This is a genomic window from Ruminococcus gauvreauii, assembly GCF_025151995.1.
Classification (GTDB): Bacteria; Bacillota; Clostridia; order Lachnospirales; family Lachnospiraceae; genus Ruminococcus_G; species Ruminococcus_G gauvreauii.
This window is the reverse complement of the sequence record NZ_CP102290.1, coordinates 3557919-3573182: the sequence shown is the minus strand read 5'-3', so window position 1 is coordinate 3573182 and position 15264 is coordinate 3557919. Positions and strand designations below refer to the sequence as shown.

Here is a 15264-nt window from a genome sequence, read left to right as displayed (position 1 = left end):
AAATAAAACGGATATTAGGGAATCCGGGGAAGGATGTAGAGAATGATGAGGAGAAAAAAATTATTATTGACCGTTTCACTCGCCGGTCTTCTGATGTTCGCAGCGTATGGCTGCAGTTCGGGAGAAAATGCGGACAAGGCGAAAGAACATACACCGACAGCAGAGGCAACCGGTGAAGCTGATAAGACAAAATCCCCCGAAAAAGAGGAAAAGGACGATGCTGCTGACCTGAAGGATACCGACAGCAGCTCCGATGCGGCGGACGCTCCCGGCGGGGATGATGTCGATCAGACGCCCGTCGAAGAAATACAGGGCGAGGGAATGACCGATACGACCGTTCCCGATCTGGATTCCATAGAATCCGCGCCGGCCGACAAGGAGTATGTCATTACCGGTCAGTCCGGTGCCGAACAGTACACACTGAAGATCGACGGTATCGTGGCAACTGACGAACGTGACTCCAACAACCCGAGCAATCCGGAAAACGTTGTCGTCATCGATTATACTTATAAAAACAACGCGCAGGAAGCCCTTCTGGTCGACGATATGAGTTTTAAATTAGTGGTCGGCGATACCGTATGTACCCCGTACTATTCCGGCTCGCTTGACTCCGCAGAGCTGATCAATGAAGGAGAATCCTGTTCGGCTCAGATGGCCTTCGAGGTCGGAAAAGATTTCAGGGAAGGTTCTCTGGTGTACACGGATGCTCAGACGCAGGAAGAGATACAGTTTGACGTTAAATTAAAATAGGGAAACACAGGACAGTGGAACGCAGACGAAATCAATCGTCCGCGTTCCACTGCTTCATTTTACATTCTCTGCCGGTCCGGCAGTCTCTCTGTGGATCAACTTTGTCCCCACTGTCACTTTCAATATCTCCTGCCGGTCCTGTCCCAGCATCATCTGCAGCCGCTCGACGGCCAGCTCGCCCATCCGTTCCAGATCCGCATGGATCGTCGTCAGGCCCGGGACGATCATATCGCAGATCCCGGAATTGTCGAATCCGATCACCGAGATATCCTGGGGAACGCGGTATCCGAAACGCTGAAAGATCCCGATCGCGGCGATCGCCATCACATCGTTGCAGGCCAAAAATGCCGTCGGCAGTTCCGACTGATTTTTGATATAGGATTCCAGGCTTTTTTCCGCCTCCTCCCGCAGCATGTTCAGATACACCACATACTCCGGTCTTACTTCCAGCCCCATCCGCTCCATGGCCTCGAAAAAGCTTCGCTTTCTGTGCTCCAGCGCTCCGGATTCCAGATCGCTTGTCAGGTATCCAATCCTTCGGTGTCCCAGCTGCATCAGGTAGCGGATCGCGGCGTGCAGGCTTCCAAGGTTGTCGATATTGACCGTATTGATCGGCTCCTCCTCGAAATAGCGGTCAATGCACACAAAGGGTACGTCTTTTGGAACCATGATCTTATCCGCACGGTGCGCGAACTCGGTTCCCAGGAAGATGATCCCGTCCGACTGCTCCCTTTTGATCTCCCCCAGCACCCTGCTCACATTGTCATAATTAGCGTTGATGATGGATATGGAACAATTGTATCTGGAGCATGCCCGCTCAACGCCGTCCAGGACTCTGATCAGAAAGTTATCTTTCCGGTTTGCGATCCAGTTTGTACTTTTGTAATAGACAAAACATATATTTCTCTTATCCAAAGAACGCTCCGGCTGATTCTTCAGTGTATATCCGTTTTCCAGCAGCAGATGTTCGATCTGTTTCCGCATTTCCATACGCACTCCCGGTTTACTGTTCAGTACCAGGGAGACGGATGACGGGGATGTGCCTGCCATTTTTGCAATGTCTCTTATCGTGACCTTCATCTTCTTCACCTCAGCAGTTATGATATGATGCCAGGGTCAAAAGGTCAAATACCGTTCATGCTTGCATGATAAGGCATTTGATCTTGGGACCCGCCAAACATGAGGAAGAAGCGATTTACGCAGTAAATCAGCGGATTCCGAATGTTTACAGGATTGCGGGAGCACGAAGTGCGGAGCAAGCCGTAGGCATCAGTTGGGGGCAAAAGACCTTTTGACCCCAACATCATGATATAAGAATAAATGATTTTCACTGCAATTGCAAGCGCCCCATACATCCAAAATCAATTTATACGATACCGTTCGGATAAATGATCACCCGGCACGCCTTCTGTTCGCGCAGAAGCTGTATGCCCGTCAGAATATCCTTTAACTCCAGCTTATGGCTTACGATCTCCTCCAGCCCCAGCCTATCGTCCTGAAGCAGATCGATCGCATACGGAAACGTATTGTGTGCACAGTACGTTCCCATCACGGTCAGCTCATTGCGCGTGATCACCGCGGGCGGCACCTGTGAGACCGCGTTCGCGTTCTGACCGAAGATCAGCATTTTTCCTCCGGCATTCAGAAGATTGACCGCCTCGCCGAAGACCGCACCGGCGCCCACCGCGTCGATCACGATGTCAAACATGCCGCCCCATTTCTTCATCACCGTCTCGCCGACCGGTTCCCCGGACGGGTCGATCACCAGATCGGCTCCGCATTTTTTTGCCCACGCCCTCCGGTCTTCTGCCATTTCGCAGACTGCCAGCTGTTTTACACCGTACAATTTCAATACTTTGATAAACGTCAGGCCGATCGGTCCCGCGCCGTACAGCAGCACGCGCTGCGACGGCATGGGATTTATTTTTCTCATGCCGTTCATGACACACGACAGCGGTTCGGTCTGCGCCGCCAGCTCCGGCCGCACCGATGCCGGCATGTGAAACAACTGAGCCTGTGGAATGACAGCATACTGCGCGAATCCTCCCGGCTTCGTCTGACCGTAAATCTCGGCATCCGGACACAGGTTGTCCATTCCCCGCCTGCAGTACTCACAGACATGACATTTCTCAATATTATCGACCACCACCGTGTCGCCCGCCGCAAACTGCGTGACTTCATCGCCGATGGCGTCCACGACTCCATAGAATTCATGCCCCATCACAGTCCCGGGCTTCGCGTACTGTGCCGGCGGAACATGCAGCACGTGCAGATCACTGCCGCAGATTCCGGCCGCCGTCACTTTCACTCGCACATCCGTGGGCCTTTCGATCTTTGGCACCTCACGTTTCTCCAGCTCAAGCACACCGTTCCCTTTAAATACCGCCGCCAACATTTTATCCATAGAGTCCTCCTTCATCACAATTCAAATATTCGTTTTACTATCTCCACATCTTTTTTTACAATCTCAAACTGATCCGCATCCAGCCGGCTCAAAGGCTCCTGGTTGTAGTAATTCTCCAGAAGCAGCCATTCGCTGCACGCCGTCTCCCGGATCACCTGTGCTGTTTCCATAAATCCGCTCTCACCGGTCCCGAGAAGCGCGCTGCTCAGCTTACGGTGGTACCCGTCTTTTAAGTGGATCTGCACCACATGGGGCGCCAGTTCCCTCAGATACTGTGCCGTGTCGGATGCCCCCGCGAGGAAATAATTCTGTGTGTCAAACATCAGCCCAAACCGGCCGCTGTTCACTTCCTCCATCATCCGAAGGCTGTCACCGATGGAGAGCGCGTTTTCTGTGGCAAGGACAACCCCCGCATCCTCAGCATATTCGCACAGCAGCCGGATCTTTTCGCACGTGTTCAGAAATCCCTCCTCGTCCAGGATCGCCCCGTCGTTGAAGCTGGGGAGCTGGACCACAGGAACCTCCATCTGTGCCGCCGCATCGATCGCGCGCCGGCACCCCTCCATGGCGATCATTCCCTTTCTGGTGTCCAGCGGATTGGTGAGTCCGTAGCGGTTCAGAAGCTCGACTGCGATCGACGTGATCGCAATCCCAAAATCCCGGCTCACCCTCCGATATTCATTCTGAATCCGTGAATTCGACAGCGGGTATCCGTTCTCATACGGCCCCAGATCGATCTCCGCGCCCGCAAATCCCATTTCCGCCGCCATCCGCACTCCGGTCGGTCCCTGCATAGGAAATCCCCACATGCAGATTCCCAGTTGAAATCCTCTCATCCTGCACACTCCTGTCACTGATCGCAGCCGGCGGCGGCCTACTGCCGCCGTCGCTTATTCGTATTCAGCCGCATTGTCTTTGTCAATGATCCACTGATCCGTATAGATAATCTTCGTTGCCTCATCATCATACTCCGGGGCCTCTCCGTCCAGATTTTTCAGGAACACCTCCACGGACCCCGAACCCATGCCGTACGGATCCTGTGCAACCGTGCCCAGCACCGTACCGTTCTTGATCGGCTCGAATACGTTGGTCTGCGCGTCATACCCGATGATATGTACATCATCCCCCGGTACGAGGCCTGCATCGGCGACCGCCTGCGATGCCGAGATCGCCATCGGGTCATTGCTGCAGAATACGACCTCCACATCCGGGTTTGCCGTGATGATGTCCTGCATGCAGGAGTATGCGATATCCGGTTCCGACTGTCCGGACAGCTCTGCCACTACCTGCCATCCTGCCGCTTCCACGGTGTCTTTGAATCCGTCACTCCGCACAATATTCGTGTTGGACGGGTCCACGGTGATCATCGCGGCTTTCTTAGAACCATCCGTATCCGCCAGTTTTTCCGCCGCATACTTTCCAGCCAGTACGCCTCCGTCATAATTGTCCGATTTCAGGCATGCCAGGTATCCCTGCGCCTCGGTACTGATATCCGCCAGCACGACAGGAATTCCCTTTTCCTCAGCGATCTTGTAAATATTTGCAGCCGCCTCGGGTTTGCAGGGAGTCAGCACAAGACATGCGATGTTCTGATTGAGAAGGTCCGTGCATCCCTGGATCATAATGCTCTGGTCACTCTGCTGGTCGTGCTCCACGTATTCATACCCGGCTGCCTCCGCCGCCTCCTTTACGCCCTTTGCCAGCGTCACGTAATATTCCCAGCTCATGTTGTAGCAGGAATACGCAATCACTCCCTTGGAATCCCCGGACGGTTTTTCTGCATCTTTTCCTGTATCTTCACCGTCCTCACCTTCATCCGTCTTTGCCGTATCAGCCGCCGCGCCGCCCGTCTGTTCCTCCTGTTTTGACGGGGAACCGCATCCGATGAGCCAAATCGCCAGGATCGTTATCAGGATTACCGCCAGCATTTTTTTAATTTTTTTCATATTCTTCTCCTTTGCTTGTCTTTCACTATGTTTTTGTCTCCATTTGTGTCATGCACTCTGTGCTGCCTTTTTCTGAGAGTTTTCCCGCAGTCTGCCGACCGTACGCTGGATGAAATCAAACGAGAATGCCAGCAGCAGGATGATTCCCATGCAGATTCTCTGCCATTTTGCATCCACGTGATACAGATTCAGGCAATTAGCCACACTCGCATACAGGATCGCTGCGATCACTGTGTTAAAAATACTACCCTCCCCTCCTGTCAGTTTCGTTCCTCCCAGTACCACAACAGTTATCGCATCAAAATGAAAATTGGTCGCCACATCCGGGCTGGCGCACGCCTGTCTCGCCGTCACGATCATCGTGGCCGCCGCTGTACAGAATCCCATCAGCATGAACGCCAGTGTCTTTACCCGCTTCGTGTTGATCCCGCTGATGCTGCACGCCTTCATCGAATTTCCCAGAGCACGGACATTTCTGCCGTATACCGTCCGGTTTAAGATCACCGCCCCGATCACCGCCAGCACCAGCAGCATGATAAACGGGATCGGTATGATACCTATGCTTCCGTTCCCGATCTGAAGAAACGCGGGTTCTGTGCACATGATGGTATTGGCATCATTCAGGATGTACGCCAGCGCACGGAAACTGTAGTACGTTCCCAGCGTCGTGATAAATGCCGGCACATTAAAATATGAGACGATCACTCCGTTGAGCAGCCCGCATATCACCCCGGCGATACAGACAAGAATGAGAGACGGGACCATCCCGGCAGAATTCATGGCGCCCGCCATCACGATGCCGAGAAAAGCCAGCATGGAACCGATGGACAGGTCAAAATCCCCCATGATAATGATAAATGTCATTCCAAGCGCCGCGATTCCCGTGGAAGACGCCTCCCTGAGAATACTTGCGAGATTATCGCCCATGCGGAAGTTCCCGTTCAGTGCAAACATGATGATCCAGAAAGCCGCCAGGATCAGCACTACGACGTGTTTTCCGACACTCACTTTTTTCATATCCTAACCCTCCCTCCTGATCTGTTTTTCGTTCTTCATTGTCTTGATCCCGTTTACCACCAGCGCAAAGATCAGGATGACGCCGATCACAAGCTGCTGATAATAGGAATTCACATTATTGATGTTCAGTCCGTTCTTGATCACCGCGATCAGTATCGAGGCGATCAGAGTCCCCGTCAGATTTCCTTTCCCGCCCGTGATGAGCGTCCCGCCGAGAATAACGGTCGTCATGACATCCAGTGCGAAATCTTCCCCGATCGTCGCCTTGCCGAACATGACCTGCGCGGTCTTTATGAGGCTCGAGAAGACAGCCGTCACTGCCGTCAGCACGAATGCCGCGACGATCATCCTGTTTGTCTTGATGCCTGAAATACGCGACGCGTCGGCGTTGGAACCGACACTGCGTATCTTCATCCCAAATGCCGTCGCATGGTAGATGAAGTAGGCACATGCATAGACGAGTATGGTCAGCAGTATCGGAAACGGAATTCCTGCGACACTTCCGGATGAGATGAATTTGACGCTCGTCATGGAATAGAGTGGAACATCCGCGCCGTTTGCCAGGAGCACCGCGATGCCCCTGATCAGGATCATCGTCACGAGCGTCGCCGCAAACGCCTGAATCTGCAGCTTCGTCACGATCAGGCCATTGATGATTCCGACCATCACGGCGATCGCAAATGCCGCCAGAATCGCCGGAAACAGTCCTGCCGCCGTGGCAACTCTGGCTACCACCACGCTCACCAGTGCCAGGATCGATCCGATGGACATATCAAATACGCCCGCCGTGTAGGCAAACGTCATGCCCGCAGCGGCAATAGCCGTCAGCGAGACCTGAACCAGAATATTTTTAATATTGAACGCCGTCATCATGTTCGGCTGCATCACGGAAAATACGGCGAACAGCACGATGATCACAGCTCCCAGGCTGATGTTTTCGCTATGTCTGGATATGATTTTTTTCATCTTCCCGCTCACGCCTCCTTTCCTGACGCAAACGTCAGAATCCGTTCTTTGTTAAATTCGTCTCTCGTCAGGCCTCCCGTCACCCGCCCGTCACAGAATACAATCACGCGGTCACAGACCTTGATGAGCTCATTCATATCAGAAAACACTGCGATGATCCCCATTCCGTTTCGTGCAAGCTCGGACAGCAGGTTGTAGATCTCTTCTTTAGCCCCGACGTCGATACCGCGGGTCGGCTCCAGCATGATGAAGACTCTGTTGTCCAGCAGCAGGTCTCGTCCCAGCAGCGCCTTCTGCTGATTGCCTCCGCTCAGATATGAGATCTTTTGCTTTGGATTCGCGTACTTGATCGCCATAAAGTCCGTCATTTTCTGAAGCTGCTCCTGCTCGCCTTTCGGGTCGATATAGAAGCCGAATTTCTTCTTCAGGCTGCGTATGGAGATCAGGGTCACATTCTCCTCGACCGACATCATCGGCAGGATTCCCTTGTCCTTGCGGTCGTCCGTCAGGAAACAGACGCCGTGTTCGATGGCATCCTGAGGATTCTTAAATCGCACTTCTCTCCCGTCCAGGAACACCTGCCCGCTGTCATACTGGAACAGTCCGTAAATCGCAGACAGTACTTCTTCCCTTCCGCACCCCATCAGGCCGGCTGCACCCAGTATTTCACCCTGATGGAGACAAAACGAGACGTCTTCAAATACATTTTTAAGAGTCAGTCCCCTGACTTCCATCAGTACATGATCCGTTGCATGGCAGGGGCGCACCGCACCATGATCGATCTCATGGCCTACCATCAGTTTGATGATGGCCGCCTCCGTCAGCTCGCTGATCGGTTTCGTATCCACATACTCGCCGTTTCGCAGCACAGTGACGGTATCCGCCATGTCAAACACCTCTTTCAGCCTGTGTGATATGTACAGGATCGTCTTGCCCTCATTCCTGAGCATACGCACGACCTCTTCCAGCTTTTCGACTTCCTCCTCATTCAGGGCTGCCGTCGGCTCGTCCATGATGATGATATCCGAATTCCTTGACAGCGATTTTGCAATCTCCACCATCTGCTTCTCCGACACCGAAAGGTCTTTCACGTATTCATCAGGGTCCACATTGATTTCCAGGAAATCCAGCAGCTCCTTTGCCTTTGCTGATCGCTTTTTCTTTTCCACAATCCCAAGAAAAGTCTTTTTCGGTATATCCGAGATAAAGATATTCTCCGCAACCGTCAGTTCAGGCACCAGATTAAATTCCTGGTAAATAACGCTGATTCCGCACTCATCCGCGTCCCTGACGTTTTTGATGTTCCGCTCTCTGCCGTCAATACTGATCGAACCGCCGTCCGCCTGGTATGCGCCGCCCAGAATCTTCATCAGCGTACTTTTCCCCGCGCCGTTCTCACCCATGATGGCGTGGACACTGCCCTGTTCAATATCAAAGCTGATATCCCTCAGTGCGTACACACCGTAAAACTGTTTGCAGACATTGCGGATCTGAATATATGCCCCCACGCTTCCCCCTCCTTTTGTTTTACATTTGTTTTATATTTTAATATTTGTTTTACTTTTTACATTATGCATTATTTTGCTTTTTCTGTCAATATTATCGGATTAATTTTTTATTTAACGTCATTTTCACTATATTTTAATTGTATTTTATATATATTTTTACTTTTCCCCAGATTTTATTTCAAAATTTTAACTAATTTTGTTTTATATTTAATAAAATATTTTTACTTGCACACAAAAAAATCCCGTCTATGATACGTAGTTCATACCATAGACGGGATTTTCTTATCATTTAAACGAAATTTCTGTTATCAGCAATTTTCACAGCGAAAGCTTCCGCACTCTGTCTCTTCACAGGAACAGGCGTTGGAGCCTTCGATTCCGATTTCTCTTGCTGTACATTTTTCATGGTCATTAAATGTACATTTACATGCCTCACAGCGGATATCGATGGTTGTACATCCGCAGCCCTCGTCCGCGCTGTTGCTCATGGAATCACTGCGCTCCACAAAGCTTGCACAGCAGGTGTCGTCCGGATGACGTGCGTCGTCACCTGCGACCTTGATTTCTCCTCTTGAGCAGAGTTCGTCTTTGTTGTAAATGCATGTTGTCGCTGCACAACTTAATACTGGCATACATACTACCTCCTTTTCATTTTGGGATAGTATGTGCGCTTCCTGGCTTTTTATACATGGTTAAACACCGTGTTTTTTTAATTTTCAACTTCAATTCTGCGGATTTCCTTTGTGCGGATTTCGCGGCAGATACCGTCAATAAAGGAATCCAAAGTCTTCTGCCCTTCATCCCCGAGATAGCGGCTCCTGACTGAGACTACCCCTTCTTCCTCTTCCTGTGCGCCCACGACCAGCATATAAGGAATCTTCTGAAGCCTGGCTTCCCGTATCTTATAACCGATCTTTTCACTTCGGTTGTCCGCGGAGCAGCGGATGCCGTTCTCTTTCAGCTGTGCCTCCACTTTTGCCGCATAATCCTGATACTTTTCAGAAATCGGAAGCACGCGCACCTGTTCCGGACATAACCACGTCGGGAACAGTCCGGCATATTTCTCGATCAGCCATGCCAGCGTTCTCTCATAGCATCCCATCGCTGTGCGGTGAATGATATACGGACGCTTCTTCTCTCCGTCCCGGTCAACAAAACTCATGTCAAAGCGTTCTGCCAGGAACATATCCAGCTGGATCGTGATCATGGTATCTTCTTTGCCGTATACGTTCTTCGCCTGAATATCCAGTTTCGGTCCGTAGAATGCCGCTTCCCCTTCTGCCTCCGTGAAATCAATGCCGATATGACCCAGGATCTGGCGCATCGTATCCTGCACTTCATTCCACATCTCTTCCGTTCCGAGATATTTCTCCTGATTACTGGGATCCCAGAGTGAGAGACGGTATGTCACATCGTCCTGGAGACCGAGCGTCGTCATGCAGTATTTTGCCAGATCCACGCAGCCTTTGAATTCTTCCTCGACCTGGTCGGGACGTATAATCAGATGGCCTTCTGAGATCGTAAACTGCCGGACACGCGTCAGGCCGTGCATCTCCCCGGAATCTTCATTTCGAAAGAGTGTGGATGTCTCACCGTAGCGCAGCGGCAGCTCACGGTAACTGTGCTGTTTTGCCTTGTATACATAGTACTGGAACGGGCATGTCATGGGACGGAGTGCATAGACTTCCTCATCCTTCTCTTCATCCCCCAGCACAAACATCCCTTCTTTATAGTGATTCCAGTGATCAGAAATCACATACAGGTCTTTTTTTGCCATCAGCGGAGTCTTCGTTCGGATATAGCCGCGTTTTTCTTCCTCGTCCTCGACCCAGCGCTGCAGCGTCTGAATGATCGTTACACCGTTCGGCATGATCAGCGGCAGCCCCTGTCCAACCACGTCAACTGTCGTAAAGATCTCCATCTCACGCCCCAGTTTGTTGTGATCTCGTTTTTTCGCCTCCTCCAGCTGCTCAAGATATACTTTCAGTTCATCCTTTTTCGCAAATGCCGTTCCATAGATACGGGTCAGCATCTTATTCTTCTCACTGCCTCTCCAGTACGCCCCTGATGAGGAGATCAGTTTGAACGCCCTGATGGATTTCGTGCTCATCAGGTGCGGTCCTGCACAGAGGTCGACAAAGTCTCCCTGTGAATAGAATGAGATCACCGCGTCCTCCGGGAGATCTTCGATCAGCTCGACTTTATACGGCTCATCCTTCTCCCGCATAAAAGCGATCGCTTCCGCTCTCGGCAGTGTGAAGCGCTCCAGCCTGGCTCCCTCTTTTATGATCTTCTTCATTTCCTTTTCGATTGCATCCAGATCTTCTCTGGTAAAAGACTGGCTGTCAAAATCATAGTAAAATCCGGTATCGATGGACGGTCCGATCGCCAGCTTCGCTTCCGGATACAGGCGCTTCACCGCTTCCGCCAGTACATGGGACGTCGTATGGCGAAGTGCCGCAAGACCTTCCGGGTCATTCGCCGTCAGGATGCTTAGCGTACAGTCCGAATCCACGACCGTCCTCAGGTCCACAACCTCACCATTCACAGCACCGGCCGTCGCCGCCCGTGCCAGACCCTCGCTGATATCAAGGGCTATGTCATAGACCGACAGCGCCTGCTCATATTCCTTCACCGTTCCATCTTTCAATGTAATCTGCATGATCATTCTCCTTTTTTTCATTGACTTTATTTCTGTTTCATAACATGGAATCCCGCATGCGGGATCCTCGCAGAGCATTTTTGCTTTACAGGACATATTTGCCTGTGAAAAAAGATTGCGCTCTCGCGCAATCTCCGCGCGCGAGCGGACTGCAAAGCAGTAGTTTCCTTTCCGCGAGCTGCGCATCTATGCACGAAGTGCATTTTGTTACATAGGAGATTCCGGAGGAATTTCCTATGTAACAAAAAAATCGTCCCGGTCTGCTCTCACAGACAGGGACGACGTATGCGCGGTTCCACCCTGATTGTACCGACTCTGCGGTCAGTACCACTCAGCTGATGATAACGGAATCACCGGACCGGATCAGGGTCACTCAGAGTTAGTTTTCGAATGCTTCCCCATAAGATGCTTCCAGCCTCTCACATCTCTCTCTGGATGGTTGCCACATTTTACTCTTCTCTTCAACGTGATGTTCATAATAGTAGTACTATTATAGCATCCTGCATGTTTTTGTCAACCTTTACTGGGCGATTTTTCTATTTCTTCCGCCACCCTTTCGAATGCCTCCGTCACACAGTCAGGGACCATGCCTTTCCTGAACGTATAATATGATGATTCCTTGTTTTTGCCGGCAACTGTCCGTTCTGTAACCACACTGATGTTATATCCCATCTCTTCGTATAAAGTGCTGTTTCTGTTCAGGATCGCACTCTCCATAATGTCCCGGATATCCTCCGCATCAGTGAACGTCAGCGAACCGTCCTCATTTACCGAACTGAATGCAGAGTAATCGGCCGTCCGCATTGAATAATCTTCCGTATAATTGTAAATGGTGATCTGCTCCACCTCCGACAATTCCGGTTTCCCCTGCATCTCGTATCCCAGTTGGCCAAGCAGACTGCGTGTCTCTGTAAAGTTTTCATATACACAGTATGCTGTGGCAAGCTCCTCATAGGAATCCTTATAAAAATCCAAAACCCCGATCACAGCTTCCGGCTTCAAGTCCTCAGAAGACGCCTCTTTGAGCTCATGCTGATACACCGACAGGAGTTTCTGTGCATCCTCCTTTGTGATATTCATGATCTCACTTGCATGATATCCATCGCTCAGCTCTACCTGTTTGATCGCCGGATTCTGGATATTCATATTCATGAGCGGATATTCGCCCTCTTTGAATCCCGGGGTATCGTACAGCGACGGGATCAGAGTTTCCAGCTCCTCGTCCTCAATATGGTAGCTGCGGTACTTCACGCCGCCTCCCTTCAGTACAAACTGTACGTTTACAAATGACCAGTTACTATCCTTGGAATCTTTATAACTCTGTGACTTCTCATTTTCAACACCCAGCTCGGCAAGCTTGTATGCCGTCTCGATATCTTTCATCTTTCCGTATTTAAACCGGTACTGATCCATCGTATAGGAATGAAGCTGACCATCCGTCTGTTCATAATAGTTCATGTAATCGTCCAGCCCGTTTACAGACACCGCCATCGACTCAATCTTATTCTCCCCGGGTATCCTCGTATCATAGCCAAAAATGTCAAAACGGAATACTGCCGCAAACAACAGCACGATGCCAAGCGAGATGAAAAATGTCATCTTCTGAGACAGGACTTTTTTAAATTCATAGGAATAGATCACTTCCACAATACAATGGAGAATGACGGTTCCGAATACGATGCCAAACGCCACCCAGAAATCCACCGCCTCCATTGCCATGCTCGCAAAAAACAGGCCGCATGCCGCAGAGAGAACCGTCAGCAGCAATACTTTGATCACCGGTTTTGACTTCGGGAATACCATGGAGTGAAGTGCCGCTTCCGACGGGCGCTTCTTGTACAGCCAAAGCGCGGCAGCCAGAAGAACCGCAGCAATCACAATGACGGCAGCCAGCATGAACCAGTTCTCCAGCAGAACAGAGATACTGTTCTGCTCATTTTCATAGAAGACTGTCATGTGGTTGATGTACATGGTAACCGGCGACAGATATCCCAGTATTTTGTGAAACAGGCTGTCACCGGACATATAAAACGTATCAAAATACATCTGATAATACCCGCATACGACTGCCTGCAGCGCAGGAGCATAGCCGAAGAATACGATAGTCCCGAACACGCCGACCAGAATTCTCCCGGTCATCACAATCGCAATAATCACCACATGATAAAACAGCAGAAAATAGAACAGCTGAATGAAAATACCGACAATGAAACTGTTCATCACTGCAGCTGTGCAGACCGTGCGTGTGATACATACGATCAGCATTAGCAGGATATTGACTCCGTACGGAATCAGAAAGATGAACAGTCCGCTGATATACTGTATCCCGAACAGAGTCTCCCGCTTCACGGGCATGCTGTGGAACAGGTCCAGTTTATTTTTCGACTGCAGGTAGGAAAAGCCTGTAAATGCAGCCAGCACAGCGCTCACTATGATTCCCGCCGCAACCAGATAGTTATCCGCACTGACATAGCGCGCCGTCATCTCAAACAGATCCGCAGCTTTGATCCCGCCGTCGGCCAGCATTCTCTGGTAATTTCCGACTTTCAGCATGCAGCCGAGAGGCAGTACGATAAAGAAGCCCAGAAACAGAAGCGCCATGACCCATATCCTTCGCTTCATATCACTGCGTACCATTTTAAAAAATGAGATTTTTGATGTCATATCCTGCCACCTCCGTTTCACTGATAAAGATTTCTTCCAACGTCAGAGGAAGTATCTCGCAGAACAGTGGATTTTTGGATTCCACCCGCTCCAGAATCTCACTTTTTGACCCTCTGGCAGTAATAGTCAACAGAGAACCGCTCCTTACGCACTGCAGCACCTCCAGTTCCTTGAGCAGCATCTCCTCGTCAGCCGTCACCGGAACGACGCACTGCACTTTATGGATCATGCATTTCATCTCTTCCAGGTCTCTAGAAAACAGGATTCCTCCCTGGTGAAGAAGCCCGACATGGTCACAGATATCTTCCAGCTCCCGAAGATTGTGGGACGCGATCACCGGTGTAAAATCCCTGCCCATGATCTCCGACACAAACATGCTTTTGACCGCCTGGCGCATGACCGGATCAAGTCCGTCAAACGTCTCGTCACACAGCAGATACTTCGTGTTGGCACATACCCCGAGCAGTACCGATACCTGCCGTTTCATCCCCTTCGAAAACGTATTGATCTTTCTTTCCATATCCAGCCCGAATTTTTCCAGATATTCTTTGAACTTCCTCCTGTCAAAGTCCTGATAGATCATCGCATAATAATCCATCATATCTTTCGCAGAAGCGTTCGGAAAATAATACTGATCGTCCGAGATGAAGAACAGCTTTTCTTTCGCAGCCGTGTTCTCATATACGGGCGTTCCATCGATCAGCACTTCTCCGGTATCCGGTTTTAAAATACCGCTGACAATTCTCAGAAATGTACTTTTCCCGGCACCGTTCGTTCCGACCAGTCCAAAAACTGCCCCCTCGCGAATGTCTGCGCTCATATCATGTATCGCCTGTACATCGCCGAACTGTTTGCGGATATTCTTAATTTCAATCATCGTCTCCCCTCCTTATAGATTGTATCTACATGAGAATACATGTCTGTCTTCTCAATTCCCAAATCATATCCCTGCTCAAGCAGCATATCCAGGTCATCAAAGAAGCAGCGTCTTCTCTCGGTAATAAAATTCTTCCTGGAAGAGACAAAGTTTCCCCGTCCTTTAATGGGATAGATATATCCCTGCTGCTCAAGAAGCCCATACGCCCTCTGGATAGTGTTCGGATTGATTGACAATTCCATGGCCAGATTTCTGACAGACGGCATCTGCTCGTTTTCCTTTAAAACCCCTTTAATAATCAACATCTGCAGTTTCTCGGTAATCTGTTCGTAAAGCGGCCTGCGATCCTGATAATCCAACACAATCATGAATGCCTCCTTCCACCACTTGTGTATCAAGTGTACTAATGGTATTAATACACTTATACTATATAAAAACCCTGACACGTTCGTCAAGGCTTTTATGCTTTT

General features: G+C 50.3%; 13 protein-coding genes. 1 reads left to right on the top strand and 12 read right to left on the bottom strand.

The genetic code is table 11. The features are described from left to right. The first annotated feature begins 42 nt into the window (after positions 1-42). Positions 43-750, top strand: coding sequence for a DUF4352 domain-containing protein (locus tag NQ502_RS16810; RefSeq protein WP_028530303.1), 708 nt, complete (start codon positions 43-45; stop codon positions 748-750). A gap of 54 nt (positions 751-804) precedes the next feature. Here NQ502_RS16810 and NQ502_RS16805 read toward each other — a convergent pair whose 3' ends face one another. The 12 genes from NQ502_RS16805 to NQ502_RS16750 form a co-directional block, all read right to left on the bottom strand. After that, positions 805-1830, bottom strand: coding sequence for a LacI family DNA-binding transcriptional regulator (locus tag NQ502_RS16805; protein ID WP_028530304.1), 1026 nt, complete (start codon positions 1828-1830; stop codon positions 805-807). Positions 1831-2116: 286 nt separating this feature from the next. Continuing rightward, complete coding sequence (locus tag NQ502_RS16800; RefSeq protein ID WP_044983623.1) at positions 2117-3154, bottom strand: zinc-dependent alcohol dehydrogenase; 1038 nt, start codon at positions 3152-3154, stop codon at positions 2117-2119. A gap of 14 nt (positions 3155-3168) precedes the next feature. After that, entirely contained in the window at positions 3169-3990 is an 822-nt protein-coding gene (locus NQ502_RS16795; protein WP_028530190.1) for a sugar phosphate isomerase/epimerase family protein, read from the bottom strand. A 54-nt stretch (positions 3991-4044) separates the two neighbouring features. Beyond that, positions 4045-5100: a substrate-binding domain-containing protein gene (locus NQ502_RS16790; protein WP_028530189.1), complete on the bottom strand. Its 1056-nt coding sequence runs from the start codon at positions 5098-5100 to the stop codon at positions 4045-4047. Between the two features lie 48 nt (positions 5101-5148). Continuing rightward, positions 5149-6117 carry an ABC transporter permease gene (locus tag NQ502_RS16785; protein ID WP_049898486.1) on the bottom strand — a complete coding sequence of 323 codons (969 nt, stop codon included), beginning with the start codon at positions 6115-6117 and terminating at the stop codon, positions 5149-5151. Positions 6118-6120: 3 nt separating this feature from the next. Further along, positions 6121-7083 carry an ABC transporter permease gene (locus NQ502_RS16780; protein WP_028530188.1) on the bottom strand — a complete coding sequence of 321 codons (963 nt, stop codon included), beginning with the start codon at positions 7081-7083 and terminating at the stop codon, positions 6121-6123. Between the two features lie 8 nt (positions 7084-7091). Continuing rightward, complete coding sequence (locus NQ502_RS16775) at positions 7092-8591, bottom strand: sugar ABC transporter ATP-binding protein (protein WP_049898484.1); 1500 nt, start codon at positions 8589-8591, stop codon at positions 7092-7094. 308 nt (positions 8592-8899) lie between these two features. Continuing rightward, positions 8900-9223 (bottom strand): DUF1540 domain-containing protein, encoded by a 324-nt coding sequence (locus tag NQ502_RS16770; protein WP_028530186.1) that lies wholly within the window; start codon positions 9221-9223, stop codon positions 8900-8902. 77 nt (positions 9224-9300) lie between these two features. Beyond that, positions 9301-11256 carry a threonine--tRNA ligase gene (gene thrS, locus NQ502_RS16765; RefSeq protein ID WP_407691162.1) on the bottom strand — a complete coding sequence of 652 codons (1956 nt, stop codon included), beginning with the start codon at positions 11254-11256 and terminating at the stop codon, positions 9301-9303. A 510-nt stretch (positions 11257-11766) separates the two neighbouring features. Then, positions 11767-13917 (bottom strand): DUF6449 domain-containing protein, encoded by a 2151-nt coding sequence (locus NQ502_RS16760; RefSeq protein ID WP_028530184.1) that lies wholly within the window; start codon positions 13915-13917, stop codon positions 11767-11769. Continuing rightward, positions 13892-14794 carry an ABC transporter ATP-binding protein gene (locus tag NQ502_RS16755; protein ID WP_028530183.1) on the bottom strand — a complete coding sequence of 301 codons (903 nt, stop codon included), beginning with the start codon at positions 14792-14794 and terminating at the stop codon, positions 13892-13894. The genes NQ502_RS16760 and NQ502_RS16755 overlap by 26 nt, the downstream gene beginning before the upstream one ends. Further along, positions 14791-15162, bottom strand: a complete 372-nt coding sequence (locus NQ502_RS16750; RefSeq protein WP_028530182.1) for a GntR family transcriptional regulator — start codon at positions 15160-15162, stop codon at positions 14791-14793. Before NQ502_RS16750 ends, NQ502_RS16755 begins: the two co-directional genes overlap by 4 nt. Positions 15163-15264: the final 102 nt, after the last annotated feature.